The sequence below is a fragment of the Mangrovibacterium sp. genome (genome assembly GCF_059905295.1).
Genome location: NZ_JBZQJF010000321.1, coordinates 18,405 through 41,972, shown reverse-complemented (window position 1 = coordinate 41,972; position 23,568 = coordinate 18,405). Strand labels below are relative to the sequence as shown.

Here is a 23,568-nt window from a genome sequence, read left to right as displayed (position 1 = left end):
GAAAACATCTATGAATACATCTAAATATTTCTCAAAAGCTCCCGGACTTTGCACTCAGGTTAATTGACTGCTAATGATTCAAGATTCAAGTCACCCGATTCATGGTTTTCAACAGAAAAATGTACTTTTGTTCTTTCAATTTTTATAAGCATAGGTAATCTGCAAAAATAATACGAACAGTATGAAACGACTGAAAATTAAAGAAGTATTGGCTGGCGGACAAACAGGCCAGCAAGTTTTGGTTAAAGGATGGGTACGAACCAAACGCGGTAGCAAGAATGTCAATTTCATCGCGTTGAACGACGGGTCAACCATCAATAATTTGCAGATTGTTGCCGATGTTGAGAAGTTTGGGGAAAGCTTCCTGAAAGACATCAACACCAGCACTTCGCTGGCAGTCACCGGCGAATTAGTTGAATCTCAGGGAAGTGGCCAATCAGTTGAATTGAACGCAACTGAAATTAAAATTTACGGCAAAGCTGATCCTGAGAAATACCCGATTCAGCCAAAAAAACACAGTCTGGAGTTTTTGCGCGAAAACGCTCACCTGCGTTTCCGTACAGCAACATTCAGCGCGATCTTCCGCATTCGCCACGCGATGGCATTTGCAATTCACAACTATTTTAACAGCAAAGGATTTGTTTACCTGCATACACCAATCATCACAGCATCGGATGCTGAAGGAGCAGGACAAATGTTTCGCGTGTCGACCTTACCTGCTGTAGAGCCTCCAAAAACTGAGGAAGGCGAAATTGACTACGCACAGGATTTCTTTGGTCGCCCAACCAACCTTACCGTTTCCGGTCAGCTGGAAGGCGAACTGGGAGCAACTGCTTTGGGTGAAATTTACACCTTCGGCCCAACATTCCGTGCTGAAAACTCCAATACAACCCGCCACCTTGCTGAGTTCTGGATGATTGAACCTGAAATGGCTTTCTACGAGCTGAAGGACAATATGGACCTGGCTGAAGAGTTCCTGAAATATTTGATCAAATATGCATTGGATAACTGCATGGACGATCTGCAATTCCTGAGCAAACGCTTACAGGAAGAAGAAAAAAACAAACCAGCCGACCAGCGTTCAATGGAACTGATTGAGAAACTTCAGTTTGTACTGGCCAACGATTTTGTACGCTGTACTTACACCGAGGCTATCGATATTTTGAAAAATTCGAAACCTTATAAGAAAAATAAATTCCAGTTCCCGGTTGACTGGGGTATTGACCTGCAAAGTGAGCACGAACGCTACCTGGTTGAAAAACATTTCAAGAAACCAGTCATCCTGATCGACTACCCGAAAGACATCAAAGCCTTCTACATGAAGCAAAACGATGATGGAAAAACAGTTGCTGCAATGGACGTGCTTTTCCCGCAAATTGGTGAAATTATTGGTGGTTCGGAACGTGAAGCCGACTACGATAAACTGATGCGCCGGATGGAAGAAATGGACGTTCCGGCCGAGGAAATGTGGTGGTACATGGATACCCGCCGTTACGGAACTGTTCCTCACGCCGGTTTTGGATTAGGTTTTGAACGTTTCATTTTGTTTGTCACCGGAATGGGTAACATCCGCGACGTGATAGCATTCCCTAGAACTCCGAAAAACGCCGAGTTCTAATTCTCTTGTTTCAACAAACACACAATCATAGTATCAACCTCCCGGGCTATCGCTTTTGGGAGGTTTTTCTTTATCAGCCTTCCTGGTCCAACAACCTGTCCTGCAAGAATAGTTTTCACCCATAAGGTTACCAACAATAATTCGTTGATAAATACAAAAAAACAAGCCAAAATGGCTTTCATTTCTACCTATATTTGTTTTGATCCCAATTAAGGACTCGTGTATCCCGATTATCGGTAAAAAAATATCCTTCAAACGAATGGCTGTGTTGAAACATCCCCCAAAATTTGTGCTTCTGTTGATCCTCTTTGTTTCAACATCTATAAGAACTTTTGGGCAATCTGACATCTTGTTTTACCACACCGATAAGTTCTACAATTCATCTGATTACAACCCGTCGTCCTTAACCAAGCAAAAAGAATTTACCCTTAATATATTTCCACTAAGCGGAATTGGCTACAGCTATAACAACCACGACGCCATTGATAAAGTCCGCAAAATTCTGTTTAACGAGCAAATCAATGACAAGTCGAAGGAGTTATTTCGAAGCCTGGTTAAAAAAGATCTCTCATACAACTATCTTAATCTGAATCTTCTAAGCTTTGGAGTCAACACTCCCTATGGTGCATTCAACTTTCAAATCAAGGAAAAAGCCTATTGTTTGATGAAATACGGCGGCGATTTTTCGCGCTTCCTGATGGACACAACCGGTGTTGAAACAGTCGCATTAAACGAGCTTCAGCAGTTTCCAACCGAAGCAGTTCATTTCAGGGAATACTCGCTGGGATATGCCAACGAACTTATTCGCAGAAAATTGACTGTAGGTATGCGATTCAAACTTTACTATGGCAAATCCTTTACAACATCCAATGTTGGAGGAAGAATGATTGAAAACAACGGTACCTTTTATGCGAATTCAACCGGAAACTTGCTGTTTTCGATCCCCGCAAGCGATAACGGTACAGCTAATACTCCTCCTACTAAAATTCAGGTGATGGGAGGAAAATCGATCGCCGATTACATCTTTAACTCAGGAAATCCTGGAGTAGGTTTCGACTTGGGCGTTAGCTGGAAAATCAATAAGCAACTTACATTTACAGCCAGTGCACTCGACCTTGGCTCCATAACCTGGAAAAAATACCTCTACAAACTTGATTTTGAAGATGGCATGTACGCCATTGAAAATATTCACTTAAATCCTGAAACAAACAAACTGGAAAAAGAGACAGACGAGGTTGACCTGATTGATCATATTGCGAGTTTATACAAGATAACCGATAGCCCGAAAAGCTATAAGACCAAGCTACCAGCCACCTATTATGCCGGAGTGAATTATACGATTGATGACCAGCTAAGCCTCGGCATTGTCAACCGTTATATATATGAGAAGAACATGAGCCACAACAGCTTCTCTGCCTTGGCAAACTACAAAGCAAACGAACGCCTGACAATTGTTACCGGATTGGGAGTTTACGGTACTTCATTTAAAAATATTCCTCTCGGAGTGCAATATTGCTGGCGAGCTGCTCAATTCTATTTTGGTACTGACAATATCTTGTCTCCGTTTGTTCCAAACTTTTCCGACTACAGCAGTTTTACCTTTGGTGTAGACTTCAACCTTTTTGGACCCAAGGTTAGTTACAAACGCGTGAAATACTTGCCTTTCTTTAAGCTAAAAAAGGTGAAGCGCAAACGAAATACCGGACTAATCTTCCGCAACCCAAGCTAAACTATTCTTAAAGGAAAAGGGCCAATCATCGGCTTTTTAAGGGATACCACGCGTTATAATGTATAAAAATCTTATTTTTGAGGAACAATCAACGTCTTGGTAAGACAACTAGCTAAACAGGTCTCTTAAAATTATTAATGCAATCCGAATATATTTAAGCTCAAATACGTAATAACGGTATGCCATCTCAAAAATTAAGTTTACAGCAACGACTATTACAAAAGTTATCACCACAACAAATTCAGGTGATCAAACTTTTGGAGATTCCTACCGTGCAGTTGGAGCAACGCATTAAAAAAGAGCTGGAAGAAAACCCGGTGCTGGAGATGCTGAGCGATACCCCCGACGATGACGGGAACATGCAGGAGGAAGAAAGCCTCAACGACCGGGATAACGAGGAGTTTTCGCTGGAAGATTACATGGATGAGGACGATATTCCGGAATATAAGCTGGCGGCCAACAATTACTCGAAGGACGATAAACAAATCGATATGCCCTACTCGGCCGGAACAAGCTTCCACGAATCGATGCACGAGCAGCTGGGGCTAACAGATTTGGATGAAGAAAAGCGAAATCTGGCCGAATACATCATCGGGAATATTGATGATGACGGTTACTTGCGCCGCGATTTATTGTCGATTAGTGACGATCTGGCTTTCAATCTGAACATGAATGTAACCGAAGAAGAGCTGGAAGAACTTCTGGAGGTAATTCAGGAATTTGATCCCGCCGGAGTTGGTGCCCGGGACCTGCGCGAATGCTTGTTACTCCAAATCCAGCGCAGGAAAGCCACTCCTGCAACCATGCTTGCCGAGAAGATCATATCTCACAATTTTGATGAGTTTACAAAAAAACACTATGACAAAATTCTTCGCAGATACGAGATTACTGAAGACGAACTAAAAGAAGGCTTGAACGAAATACTGAAGTTAAACCCGAAGCCAGGTGGCTCTTACAGTAATCCGCTCAATAAATCGAACCAGGTTATTGTTCCGGACTTTATCCTGGAAAACCATGACGGAGAGCTCCAACTTTCCCTGAATCAACGTAATGTACCCGACCTCCGCATGAGTGGTCATTACATGGATATGCTGAAAAGCTACAGCGAGAACCGGAAAAATATATCCCGGGATCAGAAAGATGCCATGATGTTCGTGAAACAAAAGCTCGACTCGGCCAAATGGTTTATCGACGCTATTCGCCAGCGACACCAAACCTTGTTGATTACCATGTCGGAGATTATCGATTTTCAGAAGGAATACTTCATGGAAGGAGATGAAACGAAGTTGAAACCAATGATTCTGAAAGATATTGCCGACCGCACGGGACTCGATATATCGACCATTTCCAGGGTTTCTAACAGCAAATACATTCAAACTAACTTTGGAATTTTCCCGCTTAAATATTTCTTCTCTGAAGGTATGCAGAAAGACACCGGAGAAGAAGTTTCGACACGCGAGATCAAAAAGATTTTAGAAGAATGTATCTCGAACGAGGACAAGCGCAAGCCCCTTACCGATGACAAACTGGCACAGATACTGAAAGAAAAATCCTACCCGATTGCACGACGTACAGTTGCCAAATACCGCGAACAATTAGGCATTCCGGTTGCCCGAATGCGCAAAGAACTTTAAAAGAAGATTACCCATGACTAAAAGTATAGCGAAAGCCCTATCCTATGTTTTTCATCCGTTACTAATCCCGACACTGGGATTTTTGCTTTTAATGAACAGCGGTTTCTATTTTACCATGCTTTCATTCGAGGCTAAGAAATTTATCATGATAATTGTGGTACTTAGCACGTTGGTACTACCATTAACCGGCATCGGCCTCATGATGTTAGTAACCCGTTTTAAGCTAAATCTTGATAAAGCCTCCGACCGAATTATTCCCCTACTGAACACCGCGCTCTTTTATTACCTGGGCTTTTACTTTTTGGGGAAACTACCGGTATATCCGATATACCGAATAATGCTTATTTCGAGCGTTTTAACGATTGCCGTCTTACTATTTATCACCATTCGTTGGAAAATAAGCGCGCATCTGGCTGCGATTGGGGGATTAATTGGAGTTTTTCTTGCCCTTTCGCTCCGTTTACACTTCAACGGATCAATGTTAATTTGCCTGTTACTGCTAGTTGCAGGTGTGGTTGGCACCTCCCGGATTATACTTGAAAAACATAGACCTCTGCAGGTTTATGCCGGATTTATACTCGGCTTTTTAATCAATTTCCTGGTTATCCAATTCATCTAGAATCCTCTGAAAAGGAAACCGGATTTACCGCTTAACAAATCCGAAAAAAAAGACACAGCCAGAGGACTGTGTCTTCAAAAATATTTTAGTCGGATAAAAGCCTACTCAACGAACTTATAACCGATTCCTTTCAAGGTTTTAATATGATCGTTTCCGATCTTTTCGCGCAATTTGCGAATATGAACGTCAATGGTACGATCACCTACAACAACATTATCACCCCATACGGAGTAGTAAATTTCTTCGCGGGTAAACACCTTACCCGGTTTGGAAACGAGCAACGAAAGTAATTCAAATTCCTTACGCGGCAGGATCATTTCTTCACCGTTCATTTTAATCAGGTAACGCTCCTTGTCGATTACCAAATCACCAATAGATACCGTATTGCTATTTTCAACAACCGCTGCAGTAGCAGCACCACCACCGCCACCAGTACGTTTGAGCAATGCTTTTACACGGCTCACCAACACTTTCGGACGGATTGGTTTGGTAATATAATCATCAGCACCAGCTTCAAAACCGGCTATTTGTGAATAATCCTCTCCGCGCGCTGTCAGAAAGGCAATAATACAACTTTGCAAGGCTGGTATTTTACGCAACTCTTCGCAAGCTGCAATACCGTCCATTTCGGGCATCATCACATCCAAAATAATCAGATGAGGAACCTTTTTTTCAGCAATCTTAATTGCTTCGGCTCCGTTTTGGGCAGTGAACACCTGGAAACCTTCCTTTTCCAGATTGTAGCTGATAAACTCTAAAATATCAACTTCATCATCCACCAAAAGGATTTTATATTTTTCTTCACTCATATCAGGTATTGTTACAAGGCTAATATATTACTACGTTGTAATATTACGATTAAAGTTGAAATAAACTTGAATTTCACGAAAAATACCAAAATCATTTGGCTTTTTCAAGCGTGAAGGTGAAAGTTGTCCCTTCATCGGTTTCGGATTTAACATTAATGGTTTGTTTGTGCGCTTCAATGATGTGCTTCACAATTGACAGGCCTAAGCCAGTACCCCCTTGCTCACGCGAGCGAGATTTATCAACGCGATAAAAACGCTCGAAAATACGCGGTAAATCACCCTTGTCGATTCCAATCCCATTATCCATCACTTCAACCATCAGATGGTCCTTCATATCGTAAAAAGTGACTTTTACAAAACCCTTCTGCCGGCTGTATTTGATCCCGTTAGTCACCAGGTTAGTCAACACTTCCATCATCCGTTTTTTGTCTGCCCGAACCAGTACTGGTTTCTCCGGACGATCAAAAAGCAACTGCAGTTTTCGCTCGCTGGCCATCATCTGCTCCATCTCCAACACGTCGTCAACCATTTTTACCAAGTCGAAGCTTTCAACCCGTAAACGCATCACACCCGACTCCAATTTGTTGATTGATTCCAGATCTTCAACAATTGAAATCATCCGGTCGATACTTTTCTCAGTACGTTTCAAATACAACATGTTGATTTTAGGATCGTCTAGTCCGCCCTCAAGCAAGGTTAAAATGTAGCCTTGAATATTGAAAATTGGTGTTTTCAGCTCGTGAGAAACGTTACCGACAAACTCTTTACGATAGCGCTCCAGGTCCTTCAAACGGATAATTTCCTGAGTTTGATTTTTTGCCCACTGTTCTACTTCCTTGTGCACATCGGCAATCTCACTAACAGGTTGGTTATTATTTTTCGCCGCTTTACCTTGCAAAGGAGTCTCACGGATCACCTTATAAATGGGTTCTATTTTATCGTTGATATAACGGGTCAACAATCGAATTGTCAGATAATAAACAACAACCAATAAGAGGGCAATCATGACGACCTTCACCCCGATTGGCAAGTTAAACATTAACAATACAACACCCTCACAGATACATAACACGGCGATTAAAAGCGTCACGTAAAAAGCTAAACGCTTCGTAGGATAGATCTTCATTCAATTAAAATTTTGGATAAAAAATATGCAGCTCATTTTAGATCAAAGTACACAAATTTACGTTAATGCCGGAAATTTCAGTTCAACAAAGATAAATCGCAACAACTTACAATCAGATTATCAATCAAATAATTTCGACGAAATTCATTTTTTATTGAGAAATCAGGACAAAAATTGCTTATTTCGCCTGTATTTGTTTGTTAACGGATTCTTAATATTTTCTTAATTTATTATTTCTGAGCACTGTAAACAGAGGGTTTATTTTTGCCCCCGATTATAATAAAAATCAAAAATGGAACAATTTTACCTTATCCTGATCGTCGTGCTTTTTGCACTAGCTATTTCAGACCTCATTGTTGGTGTTAGCAACGACGCAGTAAACTTCCTCAACTCCGCTATCGGATCAAAAGCAGCCCCCAAATGGATTATTTTCGCCGTCGCCAGTCTTGGTGTATTGGTGGGTTCTGTGTTTTCAAGCGGAATGATGGAAGTTGCCCGTAAAGGGATTTTTCATCCCGATATGTTCATGTTCTCCGAGATCATGGTCATTTTTATGGCAGTAATGATTACCGATGTAATCATGCTTGACATGTTCAACACCTTTGGACTGCCAACATCAACAACCGTTTCAATTGTATTTGAACTACTCGGTTCAGCCGTTGCTGTATCAATCGTAAAAATTAAGGCTGCCGGCCAACCAATTGGGTTTCTATCGGAATACATCAACAGCGAAAAAGCGTTGGCGATTATTTCAGGAATCCTGGTCTCAGTTATTATCGCGTTTGTTGTTGGTGCCCTTATACAATACTTAGCTCGTATTGTATTTTCATTCCGTCAACACCGTACACTGAAGTATTACGGAGCTATTTTCGGTGGTTTATCAATCGCTGCGATGACATACTTCATGATCATCAAAGGTGCTAAAGGAGCGACTTTCATTACCGAAGACATGCTGAACTACATGAAGACGAATATGATGCAAATTTTGCTCATCAGTTTCGTTGGTTGGACAATCATTCTGCAGCTTCTAAGCTGGGTTTTTAAAATTGATATCCCAAAAGTTATTGTTTTGGTCGGTACCTTTGGTTTGGCTATGGCTTTTGCCGGAAACGACCTGGTAAACTTTATCGGTGTACCTTTAGCCGGTTTCCAATCGTTCAAAGCCTGGATGGCAAGTGGCGCTACTGCTCCCGATTCTTTTTCAATGGGAATGCTGACGGGTAAAGTTGCAACCCCCTCATACATGTTGTTAATCGCCGGATTGGTGATGATTGGAACGCTAATCATGTCTAAAAAAGCTCGCAACGTAGTCGCAACAACAGTTGACCTGGCTCGCCAAAACGAGGGAGAAGAACGCTTCGGATCATCCCTATTGTCACGAATTATCGTTCGCAAAACAATTCAATTCAATAATAATGTTCGCAAAGTTCTTCCGGGTAGCTTTGGCAATTTCATCGATCAAAGATTTGAACATCCAAAAGGGGAACGTATTCTTGCCCTCGAAGATGAAGCTGCTTTTGACAAAATTCGAGCGGCCATCAACCTGATTGTTTCAGGGATCCTGATCTCTATTGGTACATCTTATAAATTGCCTTTATCGACAACTTACGTAACCTTCATGGTTGCGATGGGAACATCGCTATCCGATCGCGCCTGGGGACGGGAAAGCGCAGTTTACCGAATTTCAGGGGTATTTGCAGTAGTCGGAGGTTGGTTCCTGACAGCTTTGGTTGCCTTCACCGTTTCAGCAATTATCGCACTAATTATTTCGCTTAGCGGAAGCTTCATGATCTTTGTCTTTATTGGCGTGGCAATATTCACAGTCGTCCGTACACACCTTGTATTACGCAAGAAAGCAGTCGACCAAAAGAATGAAGAAGAAGAGATTGTTATTGAAAGTGATGGTACCGACAAAGTAATTGAAAAAACCAAGACACAAGTAATCAACGCAGTAATTACAGTCAATCAAGTATACACAACAGCAATGGAGAGCTTCTTAAATGAAAAAAGAGGCCACCTGAAAGAAGCAGTTGAATTGAAGAACAATTTCGACAAGAAGACCAAAAAAATGAAAAATAAGGTTTCTTCTGTGATCGATAAGTTACAGCAAAGCGATTCACTGGATTTGGGGCATTTCTATGTTCAGCTGGTTGATTACATGCGTGAAGTTTCACATTCTTTGACCTATTTGGTTGATCCGTTATATGAACATCTCGAAAACAACCATAAGCCATTTAAGGAATCGCAAATTGAGGAATTAACTGATTTCTTAACCAACACATCCAACTTTGTCAATTTAACGCTACAAATTGTGAAAGAGCAAAAATATGAGGAGTTAAATAAGGCAATTGAAAAGCGCGATGAAATCATTCAAAAACTTGCTCAGCTTGAAAAAGCTCAAATTAAACGCATCAAGAACAAAGAGGTGAATACCCGTAACTCGGTACTTTTCTTCAACCTTGTATCCGAGACCAAGAACTTGTTGATGCACTATATCAACCTGATCAAAGCACATCGTGACTTCTCGACGAATGCAAAAAAATAAACGCAATAAAAATCTGATATAAAAAAATCCCGGCCTTTACGACCGGGATTTTTTTGCTTATAGATATCGATATCTTTCTTAATTAATCTTCTTCAGACCAACCGTAAAGTGTCTCATAATAGGCGCTTCATGCTCAATCATGAAACCACGGGTAATTTGTTCCCGTCGATTGTATAGGTTAATCAATCCGGCAGCGACTACATCCATATGGTTGTTTGTATATGTTCGGCGCGGAATCGCCAAACGCAAATATTCAGTACTTGGATAGCGATTCTCGTGCGTTACAGGATCGCGATCAGCCAACAGGGTTCCAACCTCAACACCTCGAACACCAGCTTCCAGGTAAAGCTCTACAGCTAATGTTTGAGCCACATATTCTTCTTTGGGGACAGCCGGCAAAAAGCGGCGTGCATCGACAAATACAGCGTGTCCGCCTAATGGCCGTTGAACCGGAACACCAGCCTCAATCAATTTATTTCCCAAATAATGCACCTGACTAATCCGCGTTTCCAGATAATCAGCTTCAGTCGCCTCATCCAAGCCAACAGCAAGTGCATTCATGTCTCTTCCCGACATACCGCCATAGGTTAAAAATCCTTCATACATGATGTTATAAACCGACGCCTGATCGAACCACTCCTTGCTTCGCATAGCCAACAAACCACCAATATTGACAATCCCGTCTTTTTTGCTGCTCATCGTCATACCATCAGCATAAGAGTACATCTCTCGCACAATTTCTTTAATCGATTTGTCAGCATAACCTTCTTCGCGTTGTTTGATGAACCACGCATTTTCAGCAAAACGAGCTGAATCAAATACAACCGGTATTCCATAACCTTCGGCCAATTGTTTTACTTGTCGTAAGTTGCTCATTGAAACCGGCTGACCACCGGAAGTGTTACAGGTAACGGTAACAATGATCATCGGGATTTGCTCTTTCGGGTAACTCTCAAGCACCAATTGAAGCTTATTGAGATCGATATTACCTTTAAAAGGATGGTCAATCGTCGTATCAAAAGCTTCATCGATCGTACAGTCAACTGCACTCGCCTTTCTAAACTCAATATGTCCTTTAGTCGTATCGAAGTGTGAATTGCCGGGAACAACATTTCCTTCCTTCACCAAAACTGAAAACAAGACGTTCTCGGCAGCACGACCTTGATGAACAGGCAACAGATATTCGAAACCAAAAAGTTGTTTTACACGGTCTTTTAAATTGAAAAATGACGATGATCCGGCATAGCTTTCGTCTCCGGTCATTACAGCTGCCCATTGGCGATCACTCATCGCTCCGGTACCACTGTCGGTAAGCAAATCAATATAAACCTGATTGCTTCTGAGGTTAAACAAATTATAATCAGCCTGGCGAATCCAGGTTTCACGTTCTTCACGGGTACTACGGTAGATCGGTTCTACCATTTTTATGCGGTAATTTTCTGCAAAAGGAAGTTCCATCTTCTAATCTTTTTAGCTTGTTATTTTGAATATTATAAACACGAAAAGGCAATACATTCAAATGCATTGCAAACGGCCCTAAACGTTCGGTTTAGGGCATAAGAAACTAAGCGATTAGAAATGGAAAGAATCGCGTTTTTTGATGTTAAGGTATCGATGGCCGTAAAATGCTATTTCGACATCAAAAAGACACATAATTGAATTATTTTTTGCAAAAATACAACGAAACAAATTGGTATAAACTGCGATTTATCAGGTTCTAATTTTCAAGACTCTTAAACCAGCTAATCGTTTGAAGTCCAAAAGGAAGCACACCACTGCTGTGATCGGCGCCGGCGATCGTTGTCAGGCTAATGGTATTGTCATCCACCCCTAAATCACGGAAATCCTGCAAAAAGTCTTCCGATATAACAAGCGGAATGTAAACATCTTCATCGCCATGAAACAGTCGTGTTGGCGTACTTAAATCCCAAGCCGTAATACTGTTTGCCTCCAATGCTGACTTAACCGATGAAAACTGACTATCCGTGGCATAACCAGACATAAAATCAGCAGTAAAAAGCCCTGAAACATTATCGGTCAAAGCCGCATTAATCTCACCTCCTGATGTTTCAAAATCGAACAAATCGGGAATCTCAGAAGCATAAGGCTCGGCAAAAATATCGCTCATGGTGTTCGAAATCAAACCATGTTGCTGGTAAGCGTATAAAATATAGGGGAAATAAAAGGGCATTGGGTAGGTCTCTTGAGCAAGAACCCAATCCGTCATCTGGCTCAGATTATAGGGCCCGGCTCCGCAAGAGGCTGCTTGCAACGAAAAACCATCTAAAGGATCCTGATCCAATTCCTTTAACAATTGCATAGTACTCCACCCACCTTGCGAGTAACCTGCCAGCAATAAATTGCCATTCAAATTAGCTTCAATTTCATCTTTGTCCATCAACTCTTTCGTTGCTTTAATCATATCAACCAAGGCCGGCAAGGTATTTTCTTTCTCCAGGTAAGGATGAAAAACCGATTCGGAACTCCCGAAGCCGGGATAATCCGGAATGGCAATGACAAAACCCATGGATGCCATACTCGCCAAAACCACAACTGTATTCTGAAGATCAGCAACACTATTCACCTGATAACTTTTACTTGGTGCATCGCTATACAATATATTGGTTCCGTTTTGAAATGAAAGCAATGGATAATTACCTGCTGAAGCTGGTACGGCAACAATCCCGGAAGCAGTTAGCTCTTCACCCTGAAAGGTTGTTTTATAGGTTATTTTATAAACATTTACGCTTGACTTAACAGAACTACTAAGGCCGGAAACTTCAGGATATTCAACTTCCAGCGCACTAATTCCGGCCTGAATAAGCAACTGAGGAATCGGATCAGCAGTCTGGCTACTCACTAAAGTCTCCTGCACCGGATTTACTGTACCCGAATCTTCATTTTTACAAGCATTCGTTCCCAGGAGCACTACAACAACTAACAACCAAGAGATTTGCTTAAGCATTTTCATCCTCAATAATTTTGAAAAAAAGATTAATCACTGAATCCAAGCTCCGCCACTACTTTACGCAGATAATCGCGGGTATAATAATCATCATCCATCAAAACATCATTCCAAACAACAATGTCCAGATCCATTGTTCGGGGGCCAAATTTAGCTAGCGACCTGTCACGACCCAAGCGATCTTCAACCGATTTTAAATAGGCGTTAAACACCGATTGTTCCGACTCTGTTTCAATCAAAGCCGCTCCATTTACAAAATCGGGCTGATTCTCAATTCCAATCGGCTTTGTTCTGATCAGTTCCGAGACTTGCACTAAGCGACATTCAGCATCCAGTATCCGCAACATTTTGCGAATATTTTCATCCGGCTGAATATTGGAGCCAATCGATATTATGACCCGATTCAACGACGAACCTCCATTTCGTATGAAACTGACTCAGCAAAACGCAAGGCATGAGGCTTATCCACCTCAACCTTCGCATAAGTTACCCGTTCATCTTCCAGGATCATATCCAGCAAGTTGGAAGTCAAAACCTCCAACAACTTAAAATGTCCTTCCTGCACATGAGCGATAATCTTTTTAGTAATCATCTTATAGTCGTAAATTCCATCGGGCTCATCGGCCTTAAGGGCCTCAGGAGGAACCGGTGCTTCAATTTCAACATTGATGATCACATCTTGCTTATTAACCAGCTCGTCGGGATTAAAACCAATATAAGTTCGTAGTAAAAGATTTTTGACGCGAATTTTAGCCATAATGTTTGCTGTTTATTTTCAACCATCCTTTTTGTCAAAGGTTTTTTAGAATAACATAAGGACCAAAAGAATGTTGTCTGTTCTAAACAATCTGTCCTAAGTTTTCGCCACCATCGCAAAATAAAAGCTGACCGGTGAGGTGATCATTCTCCAGAATGTAGTCCAAACTTTTCAAGATTGGTTCTATTCCACTGGGCTTTTGCATAGGTGTTTTCTTGGCCAATAACCAAAGGTACGATTCATCTTTATCGTTCGGTGGTAAGGTAACACCGGGAGCAATCGCATTAACCCGAATATAAGGTCCAAACTCCAGAGCTGCCATCTTAGTTAATTCCCACAAAGCTTTCTTCGAAAGGCTATAAGCCGCATAATCCGATTTGCTATTTGTAATCCGGGTATCTACTAAATTAACGATAAGGCCTTTGCCAATATGGCGGGCAAAATCGCGAATCAGTAAAAAGGGCGCCCGATAATTAATCATCATAATTCGATCGAGCAGGTCAAAATGGGTCTCAAAAATAGAAGCCCCTTCAAACACAGAAGCATTGTTGATCAACAAATCGAGCTGACCAAACACACGTAATACCTCGGGCACTAAACTTTCTACCGCAAACGGATTTTGCATGTTCGACTGGAACAACACAAATTGTTGCTCCGGGTAATGTTTTTGAAGTTCATTGATCAGCTTATTGGCCGCCTTTTCCGATGTGTTGTAGTGCAAAGCCAAATTCCACCCCTGCTCTGCCAGGTGAAGCGAAATTTCTTTTCCCAAACGTTTGGCCGATCCGGTAATTAATGCTGTTCGTTTTGTCATATTGTCTCTCAAGCTTTAAAGTTTGGGAATGCACAGGTCTCTTTCATTGTTTTTTGTTTAATCATGTCCATTCCACAAAATTTCACATAAAAAGATAGCTAATTTCTTTTAAACGAGGGTTACGCATCTAAAAAGAAATCAAAAGTAGTCTATCATCCTACTTCTAAAATAACTTAAATAACATTTTAACCAAGAAAGATTAAAATGTTTGAAACAATCGCCACTTTAAATACGAAATAATAAATAGATTCTGAATCCCAAAAACGTCGAGCCATGAACGAGAAACTAATCACGATTGCTCTGCTACCATACTCAAAAGCAGAAGTTTTACGTTCGATGCTGGAAGCTGAAGGTATCGAATGCACCCTTGAAAATATTAATTTAATCCAGGGAGCGGTTGCCTCCGGGGTGAAAGTGCGCATTTATGAAGAGGACGTCAAAAAAGCCTGGCCAATTATCGACCAGCTAATGGGGAAAAAAGCCAAAGAGGAAATAAAAACGGAGAACACGATTTTAATTCCTGTGGATTTCTCCAACTATTCCTTTAAAGCTGCCTTAATGGCTTTTGAAATTGCCCAGAAACTGGGATCTAAACTCATCTTCTTTCACGTCATTCAGCAACCCGATTTTTTCAGTATGCCTTACTCCGATGTTATGGCATTCAACTCCGGTCTGTACGACCATCTCAAAGAACGGGAAGAACTGGCCGATCAGGAATTAAGTAAATTTGCGACCAAACTAAAAGACTATGTAGGGCAAAAAGTATGGGAATCCATTGAATCGGAACACATGATCAAATTGGGATATCCCGAAGATGATATTCTGTACTACACAGACAAACACCCACCAAGACTAATCGTTATGGGGATCAAAGGTCCCGACGAAGAAAATCCGGATATTATGGGTAGCACAACAGCCGGAGTGATCTACAAATCCGCTGTTCCGGTTTTGGTGATCCCCGCCAAAGCTCCGCTGTTAAATCTGGCATCGATGAAACATATCGTTTATGCGACAAATTTTGATGAGAAAGATATTCTCTCAATCGACAAATTGCTTGGATTGCTGAAACCGTTCAACGCAAAAGTATCCTGCTTACATATCGGGCCAGATGCAGCCCGCGAATGGGATGAAGCCAAACTGGAAGCATTGCACAACATGCTTAGTCAAAAATACCCGGATACCCCGATTGAATGTATTGTGAAACAAGGTTCGAACATTCTGGACGACTTAGATCACTTCATCGAGGAAAACAAGATCGATGTGCTGTCGCTGACCACACACAAGCGCAACATGATAACCCGAATTTTCAACCCGAGTGTAGCTCGTAAAATGGTTTTTCATGTGAAGACTCCCTTGTTAGTTTTTCACTCTTAAATACAAAAGAGAGCATATTTAAACAATACGCTCTCTTTTGCTATATCCAACAATAATAAACTCTTATTTGAATGTGTTCAATTTAGCCAGGTACTTCCCAATAATGTCGAACTCGAGGTTCACAACAGTACCTTCCTTAAACGTGTGGAAGTTTGTTTCCTTGTGGGTGTAAGGAATAATAGCAACCTGGAATGAATTATTTTTCGAATTCACAACCGTCAGGCTGACACCATTTACTGTAACCGAACCTTTTTCAACGGTCATATAACCTTGCTGCGCTGCTGATTTGTCAAACACATATTCGAACGTATAGTACCAGCTCCCGTCGGCTTCTTCAACCATTTTACAAACCGCAGTTTGATCCACGTGTCCCTGAACAATGTGACCATCTAACCGACCGTTCATCATCATACTACGCTCCAGGTTTACCTTTGAACCAACTTCAAGATAACCCAAATTCGTTTTCAGAATGGTCTCTTTAATAGCCGTTACGGTGTACGTCTTCGCTTGGGTATCGATTTTTACCACCGTCAGGCAAACACCATTGTGCGCCAGGCTTTGATCAATCTTCAACTCATCAACAAACGAACAGGTCAACGTGAAATGGTAATTTTCCTGTTCCTTTTCAATGGCCTTAACAACGCCATATTCTTCTACGATTCCTGAAAACATGCTAATTGATTTTTAATTTGGGCGAATTTACCGAAAAGCACTCAATCCCGAAAATAATCGCTGGCTTTAAAAACCATGCTCAACCACTTAGCTGATTGTCTTTTCAAAGCCGGGTAACTTACGATGCTGGCTTTTTTGCTCATAGGCATAGGCCAACTTGAGTAAAACAGGCTCACTCCACGCTCTTCCCCAAAAAGAAATCCCAATGGGTAAGCCTTTTACAAAACCTGTCGGAACAGTCACACTCGGATACCCGGCAACTGCAGCAGCATCGCTGCTTGATCCGGTAAAATGGTCACCGTTCACCCAGTCGATAGTCCACGATGGACCGTTAGTTGGTGCAATAAGAACATCCAACTGATGTTCATCCATCAACCGGTCAATACCTTCTCCACGCGATTTGTCTTTGGATGTCTTCAAGGCCTTCAGATATTCCGGATCATATAACCCTTTAGTCTGTTCCGCCTCTTCAAAGATCTCTTGTCCGAACCAAGGCATTTCTTCTTTAGCATGCTTTTTATTAAAGTCAATTAAATCAGCCAAAGTCCTTAATGACTGATCAGTTCTACTTTCAAGATATTTTCCCATATCAGCCTTCAATTCCGTGATCAACACTGTCCACTCGGCTTTTTCCCATTCGCTGCGGGTTTTCAACTCTAAATTATCAACAATCTCAGTTCCTATACTTTTCAAATCTTCTAAAGCAAGCTCCATCAAAGCGGTTACTTCCAAATTAGAAAGAAACATACTACGTACCACTCCCACCCGAATTCCTTGCAAATTATTCTCATTCAGAAACTGCGTGTAGTCAGCATAGATTTTCCCTGGCCCCAGATTTGTCTCCGCATCATTTGGATCCGATTCAGCCAAAGCTCCCAGCAAAATGGCGGCATCCTTCACCGTGCGACACATGGGGCCTGCCGTATCCTGACTATGAGAGATCGGAATGATTCCATCCCGACTCCACATCCCAACCGTCGGTTTTATGCCAACAATGCCATTGATGCCCGATGGACACACAACCGAACCGTCTGTTTCGGTTCCAATGCCGATAGCACATAAGTTTGCAGAAACCGCTGCACCTGTACCGGAACTTGACCCGCAAGGACTACGATCAAGAAAGAAAGGATTCCTAACCTGCCCACCGCGACCACTCCACCCACTACTCGAGTTGGTTGAACGAATGTTGGCCCACTCGCTGAGGTTTGTTTTTCCCAACAGCACTGCACCTGAATCACGTAACTTTTTCACAATAAAAGCATCGTCAGGAGCAGAAGTACCCGCCAAGGCCAATGAACCGGCAGTTGTCATCATTTTATCTCCAGTGTCAATATTGTCCTTGATTAAAATCGGAATTCCGTGCAGTAAACCGCGCACTTTCCCAGCACTCCGTTCATCATCCAACTGTTTAGCTATTTCCAGAGCATCGGGATTAACCTCGATAACCGCTTCCAAAGCAGGATTGACTAAGGCGATACGGTCAAGATATTTTTGACAAATCTCAACTGAACTCATTTTGCCCTCAGCCATCAATTGCTGCAGCTGATCAACGGTAAACTCGTTCAGTTCAAAGTCACTCAAATTGGGAGTTTCGTGACTTTCTTTATTTTCTCCCGGAGTTGAAGTACAAGCGGTAAGTCCGGTCATGGATAAAACCGGACCGCTAACCAGTGCTGATTTTACAAAGTTGCGACGTTTCATAGGATTTCTTTTTCAAACCCCAATTTAGAGATTAACCCTTGATTTACAAAACGAAAAAAGGAGCCAACTGACTCCTTTTTGTTCACTATTTTTGGTGTTTTACCTTTTTGTATACTGTTGCTCGTAGTACTTTTGATAATCGCCGCTGGTGACATTCTCCAACCATCGCTCATTTTCGAGGTACCAATCAATGGTCTTCTCCAATCCTTCTTCGAACTGCAAACTTGGCTCCCAAGCCAATTCTTTATGCAATTTTGACGAATCGATTGCATAACGCAGATCATGCCCTGCCCGATCCTTCACAAAAGTGATTAATTGGGCTGAGGTTCCTTCTTCTCGTCCGAGCTTGCGATCCAAGATCCGACACATCAAATGAATTAAATCGATATTTGTCCATTCGTTATGGCCACCAATGTTATAGGTTTCACCTATTTCCCCCTGATGAAAGATCACGTCAATTGCCCGGGCATGATCATCAACCCACAGCCAATCGCGAATATTTTCGCCTTTCCCGTAAACAGGAAGCGGTTTATTATTTCGGATGTTGTGAATAAAAAGCGGAATTAACTTTTCGGGGAACTGGTACGACCCGTAATTGTTGGAGCAATTCGAAACCAGTGTCGGCAATCCAAAAGTGTCGCAATACGCCCGTACAAAATGATCGGAACTTGCTTTGGAAGCCGAATAGGGACTATGCGGATCATATTTAGTGGTTTCAGTAAATAGGCCTTCTTTTCCCAGCGATCCGTAAACCTCGTCGGTTGAGATATGATAAAACAGCTTACCGTCGGTATTGTCTTTCCAAATATCGCGGGCTGCATTCAACAAATTTACGGTGCCAATTACGTTCGTGAAAACAAACTCTGTTGGGTTTGAAATAGAACGATCAACATGCGACTCGGCAGCCAAGTGAATAACGCCATCAAAACGGTATTTGCGAAATAAAGCCAACATTGCTTCACCATCAACAATATCGCCTTTCACAAACTCATAGTTTGTTTTGTTCTCGACATCCTTCAGATTAGCCAGATTTCCCGCATAAGTGAGTTTGTCGAGGTTAATAATTCGGTAGTCCGGATATTTATTAACAAATAAACGAACGACATGCGAACCAATAAACCCGGCTCCTCCGGTAATTAAAATAGTCTTCATCATCGATACTTTTAAAACCTAAAGGTAGGTTTTGATACCAACTAAAACAACTTCAAAAAACTTCCGGGGATGGACGTTTCAAAGCGTAGTTTTTTCCCGGTAACCGGATGATTAAAGGCCAAAACCCAGGCATGCAATCCCAGGCGGCGAATCGGATTCATTGTTGCTCCATATTTTTTATCACCAATAATCGGGTGTCCCAAATCTTTCATATGCACACGAATCTGGTTTTTACGACCGGTCTCCAGATTCACTTTTAAGAGCGAAAGGGCCTCATTCACTTTCAGTGTCGAGTAATTTGTGATGGCATGTTGTCCCTTCTCCGGATTTTGTGAGGAATAGACGATAAAAGCTTTACTTTCGAACAAGTAAGAGCTGTGAGTCCCCTCCGGGGGATCCAGCTGGCCTTCAACAACTGCCAGATAAGTTCGCTCGGCAACTGTTTGTGTCCAGGTTTCCTGAATGAGGTCTTTTATTTCTTTCGACTTGGCAAAAAGCATCAAACCACTTGTTTCGCGGTCAAGCCGATGCACAATGAATATTTTATTGCCCCGATCCTGCGACTTCACATAGCTACTGAGCATACTGTACACCGTATCGCGTTTTTCCTTTTCAGTAGCAATGGTCAGCAAACCGGCATTTTTATTCACGACAATAACATGTTCGTCTTCGTGAACAATAACGACACCGGGCATCTTAACCGCACTCTCGGCCGGACGACGACTTAATTCAATTGAATCGCCAGGTTTCAAAACATGATTAAACTGACTAATTGCCGTACCATTAACAACCACCTGTCGCTTTTTAAGCATGGTTTTTATGTTATTCCGGTTTTTATGTGGAAGGCTCTCAATCAGAAATTTCATCAATTCAGCTTCTTGCTTCACTTTAAAGCGAATCGACTCTGGTTTCTTACCTCTTGGCGTCTTGTTTTTATCGCTGCTTTCGTTCTTGTTTTTCATGCTATATCAACTATGTAATGCAGACCGATGAAAACGATCTGACCGCCACAAAGATATATCTATTCTTGATACTTTTAGCAAGCGCTGAGAAACAACACACGATCCGCTTTCAGGATGACTAGAAGACACAAAAAGAGCCTTCCCAAAATCAGGAAAGGCTCTCTTGTATATCCGAATAAATTCTAATTTCTATTGAATTCCGCGAACGCGTTTTTCCCAGTTCCAGGCTGAAAGTAACGTTTCTTCCAAGCCTTTCACAGCTTTCCAGCCAAGCTCTTCATTCGCATAGGTTGTATCGGCCCAAATCTTTTCGATATCTCCGGCACGACGCTCAACAATTTTGTAATTCAATTTCACACCAGTTGCTTTCTCAAAACCGTTTACGATCTCCAAAACGGAGTAACCGTTTCCTGTTCCCAGGTTGAAAATTTCATAACCTGCTTTGTTTTTACCTTCCAGCAAACGGGCAATGGCAACAACATGTGCCTGAGCCAGATCAACCACATTGATATAATCGCGAACAGCCGAGCCATCTGTTGTATCGTAATCATCACCAAACACTTTAAGCTCGTCGCGCAAACCGGCGGCTGTTTGTGTGATAAAAGGAACCAGGTTTTGTGGAACGCCCAAAGGAAGTTCTCCAATTAAGGCTGTTGGATGCGCACCAATTGGGTTAAAATAACGCAAAGCGATCCCCTTCAATTGGGGATAAGCCTTTATGCTGTCATTCAAAATATCTTCGTTCACACGTTTCGTATTTCCATAAGGCGATTCAGCATCCTTGCGAGGTGTTTTTTCAGTGACCGGCAAAACATCCGGTTGACCATAAACGGTACAAGATGAAGAGAATACAATATTCGGGATGTTATACTTCAGCTGACAATCCAAAATATTCATCAGCGAAACCAAGTTATTACGATAATAGTGCAACGGAATTTGAACTGATTCGCCTACAGCCTTAGAAGCCGCGAAATGAATAATCGCTGCGATATCGGTGTTTTTACTGAAGAATTCGTCTGTTTTTGCAGCATCTGCAAGATTTAACTGCTCGAAAGCTGGCTTTTTACCGCTAATCTTTTCGATATTGTCTAATACCTCGATGCTTGAGTTTGAAAGGTCATCAACAACAACTACGTCGTAACCCGATTGTTGAAGTTCAACTACTGTGTGAGAACCAATGTAACCGGTTCCGCCGGTTACCAATATTTTTGTTGCCATAAGTTGGTTTTAATTTTTTTGTAAAAATAGCAATAATCAATCGACCATAGTCAGTTCGGACTGTGTATATTAATACGCGAAGAGTTCAAAAATCCCTCAACCTGTTGAAAACTTTCCGTTGGCAGCCCATTAAATTTTCCTTATTTTTGGTTTAATAAAGATGAAATCTGTGGAATTACTAGCTTACATCAAAGAATTATTATTGTTGAATGACTGTGTGATCATTCCGGGCTTTGGCGGTTTTGTAACCAATTACAAACAAGCCGGGCTGCACGCATCTCAATTCACACCGCCAAGTAAATCTGTTAGTTTCAACAGAAAGCTGAACTTTAACGATGGATTATTGATCAACCACATCGCATCGGAAGAAGGGATCAACTACATTGCTGCACGCAAAAAAGTTGATTTGCTGGTTCAGGAACTGAATTACCGTTTGACCGATGGCGAAGAAGTTACTATTTCAGGCTTGGGGAATCTCCTTTATGATGAGCAGCAACACTTAGTATTCATCCCAAAGATCGAAGAGAACCTGAATATTGATGCTTTTGGATTAGCTTCATTTTCATACGAAAGTTTGTTTGCTCGTCAAATTGCCCGCAAAGCTATTTCACAGGAAGACCGTCAGGCAGTTGAAGTAATCTTTCAAAAACGCAGTTTGAAAAAGGTACTTTTGGCAGTTCCGCTTTTATTTGCTTTAGCTGTAATTCCGTTAAAAAATAATACTTCTAATATTCAGAAGTCGGATATGAGCTACATCCGCGAAATGATGGCTCCAGCGCCAACTCCGGTTGAAGAAGAAACAACAACCACTGAAGTCAATCCTGCAACAGAAGCAACCATTGAAGAAGCTCCGGTTGAAGAGCAAATTCAAGAAGCTCCTGCTCGCTACTTCCTGATTGTTGGTAGTTTCAAAAACGAAGAGAATGCGAAAACATTCATCCATCAACTCGACAAAAAAGGTTTCCAGGGAACCAACCTTGGCGTAATTAAAGGATTGCATTACATTTCGCTGGGTGGTTATGTGAACATCGACGATGCGCTTAACGCTCGTGAAAATTACATGGCCCAGTCATCAGGATCCGGGGCCTGGATTTACAAGAAGATGTAAAAATCAGATCATATATTGAAAGGCTGTCTTTACGACAGCCTTTTTCAATTATAATCCCACCAATTTCTATTTTATCAACTTAAAAGCATGTTTCCACTCGTGTCTCAGGAAACCGGGAATACACCATAGCACAGCAAGCATCTCAATCGGTCGGGCAGCTTCCACACTTCCCATATCGGCATAATCCCAGCCAAATTCCTTCAAAATAGTTTTGACTTCATTCTTCGCTTCATCATTATTTCCACAAATAAACATGGTCGGTTTTTCTTTCAAATCCGGGTCAACCATCAACTCGTTACCAATACTGTTAAACGCTTTAACAAAATTGATTCGGGAGTATTTTGCCTGCAGCTGTTCCATCAACGATGAGTTTTGCGCCGTGAAATAACGTAAAACACCATGATCAGGCTGATCGCTGCTAATCGGGTTACAAGTATCAATCACTGTCTTTCCATGTAAATTTGCTCCACCTGCCAAGTCCAGTACGAATTCAGCAGCACTTCCTTTAACTGCCAACACCACAACATCGCCAAAGCGCGCGGCATCCTCAAACGAACCTAACGACGCATCTTCTCCGACTTCCTGCAGCCAATCCTGCAAATTTCCCGGTTGACGTGTGCCAACCTTCACCTTGTAACCGTGTTTCAGGAAACCATTTGCGAGAACCCGACCAACAACACCGGATCCAAGCACACCTACCCGATTTCTCATAACTCCAATATTTAATAATTTAAGAAAGAACCATTTTGTTATCTTTTACGATCT

The 23,568-nt window shown here is 41.8% G+C and carries 20 protein-coding genes; 7 read left to right on the top strand and 13 right to left on the bottom strand.

What is annotated here, in order from left to right:
• The first annotated feature begins 181 nt into the window (after window positions 1-181).
• The 4 genes from asnS (at window position 182) to AC37HE_RS16280 (ending at window position 5,600) form a co-directional block, all read left to right on the top strand.
• Entirely contained in the window at window positions 182-1,618 is a 1,437-nt protein-coding gene (gene asnS / locus AC37HE_RS16295) for an asparagine--tRNA ligase (protein WP_500784072.1), read from the top strand.
• 259 nt (window positions 1,619-1,877) lie between these two features.
• Window positions 1,878-3,347 (top strand): DUF5723 family protein, encoded by a 1,470-nt coding sequence (locus AC37HE_RS16290; RefSeq protein ID WP_500784071.1) that lies wholly within the window; start codon window positions 1,878-1,880, stop codon window positions 3,345-3,347.
• Between the two features lie 179 nt (window positions 3,348-3,526).
• A complete protein-coding gene (gene rpoN, locus AC37HE_RS16285; RefSeq protein WP_500784069.1) occupies window positions 3,527-4,981 on the top strand; it encodes an RNA polymerase factor sigma-54 in 1,455 nt (484 codons plus the stop codon).
• 13 nt (window positions 4,982-4,994) lie between these two features.
• Complete coding sequence (locus tag AC37HE_RS16280; RefSeq protein ID WP_500784067.1) at window positions 4,995-5,600, top strand: phosphatase PAP2 family protein; 606 nt, start codon at window positions 4,995-4,997, stop codon at window positions 5,598-5,600.
• 101 nt (window positions 5,601-5,701) lie between these two features.
• Here AC37HE_RS16280 and AC37HE_RS16275 read toward each other — a convergent pair whose 3' ends face one another.
• Both AC37HE_RS16275 and AC37HE_RS16270 read right to left on the bottom strand, forming a co-directional pair.
• Window positions 5,702-6,409, bottom strand: coding sequence for a response regulator transcription factor (locus AC37HE_RS16275; protein WP_500784065.1), 708 nt, complete (start codon window positions 6,407-6,409; stop codon window positions 5,702-5,704).
• A 91-nt stretch (window positions 6,410-6,500) separates the two neighbouring features.
• The gene (locus AC37HE_RS16270) at window positions 6,501-7,535 is read right to left on the bottom strand and encodes a sensor histidine kinase (protein WP_500784063.1); all 1,035 of its coding nucleotides are present in this window, start codon (window positions 7,533-7,535) and stop codon (window positions 6,501-6,503) included.
• Window positions 7,536-7,827: 292 nt separating this feature from the next.
• Here AC37HE_RS16270 and AC37HE_RS16265 point away from each other — a divergent pair, with 292 nt between their 5' ends.
• Window positions 7,828-10,080 carry an inorganic phosphate transporter gene (locus AC37HE_RS16265; protein WP_500784061.1) on the top strand — a complete coding sequence of 751 codons (2,253 nt, stop codon included), beginning with the start codon at window positions 7,828-7,830 and terminating at the stop codon, window positions 10,078-10,080.
• Window positions 10,081-10,158: 78 nt separating this feature from the next.
• On the opposite strand, the gene tnaA is transcribed toward AC37HE_RS16265, so the two are convergent.
• The 5 genes from tnaA to AC37HE_RS16240 form a co-directional block, all read right to left on the bottom strand.
• Complete coding sequence (gene tnaA, locus AC37HE_RS16260) at window positions 10,159-11,538, bottom strand: tryptophanase TnaA (RefSeq protein ID WP_500784060.1); 1,380 nt, start codon at window positions 11,536-11,538, stop codon at window positions 10,159-10,161.
• A 259-nt stretch (window positions 11,539-11,797) separates the two neighbouring features.
• Complete coding sequence (locus AC37HE_RS16255) at window positions 11,798-13,051, bottom strand: alpha/beta hydrolase family protein (protein WP_500784058.1); 1,254 nt, start codon at window positions 13,049-13,051, stop codon at window positions 11,798-11,800.
• 23 nt (window positions 13,052-13,074) lie between these two features.
• On the bottom strand, window positions 13,075-13,452 hold the full coding sequence (gene folK, locus AC37HE_RS16250; RefSeq protein ID WP_500784056.1) for a 2-amino-4-hydroxy-6-hydroxymethyldihydropteridine diphosphokinase: 378 nt from the start codon (window positions 13,450-13,452) through the stop codon (window positions 13,075-13,077).
• Window positions 13,449-13,802, bottom strand: coding sequence for a dihydroneopterin aldolase (locus tag AC37HE_RS16245; protein ID WP_500784054.1), 354 nt, complete (start codon window positions 13,800-13,802; stop codon window positions 13,449-13,451). The genes folK and AC37HE_RS16245 overlap by 4 nt, the downstream gene beginning before the upstream one ends.
• Before the next feature lie 82 nt (window positions 13,803-13,884).
• Complete coding sequence (locus tag AC37HE_RS16240; RefSeq protein ID WP_500784052.1) at window positions 13,885-14,616, bottom strand: SDR family NAD(P)-dependent oxidoreductase; 732 nt, start codon at window positions 14,614-14,616, stop codon at window positions 13,885-13,887.
• Between the two features lie 273 nt (window positions 14,617-14,889).
• On the opposite strand from AC37HE_RS16240, the gene AC37HE_RS16235 reads away from it, so the two are divergent.
• On the top strand, window positions 14,890-15,990 hold the full coding sequence (locus AC37HE_RS16235) for a universal stress protein (protein ID WP_500784050.1): 1,101 nt from the start codon (window positions 14,890-14,892) through the stop codon (window positions 15,988-15,990).
• A gap of 63 nt (window positions 15,991-16,053) precedes the next feature.
• Here the strand turns inward: AC37HE_RS16235 and AC37HE_RS16230 are convergent, their stop codons facing one another.
• The 5 genes from AC37HE_RS16230 to galE all read right to left on the bottom strand — a co-directional run bounded on the left by AC37HE_RS16230 (window position 16,054) and on the right by galE (window position 21,695).
• Entirely contained in the window at window positions 16,054-16,662 is a 609-nt protein-coding gene (locus tag AC37HE_RS16230; protein WP_500784048.1) for a riboflavin synthase, read from the bottom strand.
• An 87-nt stretch (window positions 16,663-16,749) separates the two neighbouring features.
• A complete protein-coding gene (locus tag AC37HE_RS16225; RefSeq protein ID WP_500784046.1) occupies window positions 16,750-18,363 on the bottom strand; it encodes an amidase in 1,614 nt (537 codons plus the stop codon).
• A 99-nt stretch (window positions 18,364-18,462) separates the two neighbouring features.
• Window positions 18,463-19,518, bottom strand: a complete 1,056-nt coding sequence (rfbB, locus tag AC37HE_RS16220; RefSeq protein WP_500784044.1) for a dTDP-glucose 4,6-dehydratase — start codon at window positions 19,516-19,518, stop codon at window positions 18,463-18,465.
• Window positions 19,519-19,556: 38 nt separating this feature from the next.
• Entirely contained in the window at window positions 19,557-20,477 is a 921-nt protein-coding gene (locus AC37HE_RS16215) for an RluA family pseudouridine synthase (RefSeq protein ID WP_500784043.1), read from the bottom strand.
• A 189-nt stretch (window positions 20,478-20,666) separates the two neighbouring features.
• Complete coding sequence (gene galE / locus AC37HE_RS16210; RefSeq protein ID WP_500784042.1) at window positions 20,667-21,695, bottom strand: UDP-glucose 4-epimerase GalE; 1,029 nt, start codon at window positions 21,693-21,695, stop codon at window positions 20,667-20,669.
• A 169-nt stretch (window positions 21,696-21,864) separates the two neighbouring features.
• On the opposite strand from galE, the gene AC37HE_RS16205 reads away from it, so the two are divergent.
• Complete coding sequence (locus AC37HE_RS16205) at window positions 21,865-22,803, top strand: HU domain-containing protein (RefSeq protein ID WP_500784040.1); 939 nt, start codon at window positions 21,865-21,867, stop codon at window positions 22,801-22,803.
• Between the two features lie 66 nt (window positions 22,804-22,869).
• Here AC37HE_RS16205 and AC37HE_RS16200 read toward each other — a convergent pair whose 3' ends face one another.
• Window positions 22,870-23,514: an NADPH-dependent F420 reductase gene (locus AC37HE_RS16200; protein WP_500784039.1), complete on the bottom strand. Its 645-nt coding sequence runs from the start codon at window positions 23,512-23,514 to the stop codon at window positions 22,870-22,872.
• Window positions 23,515-23,568 lie beyond the last annotated feature (54 nt).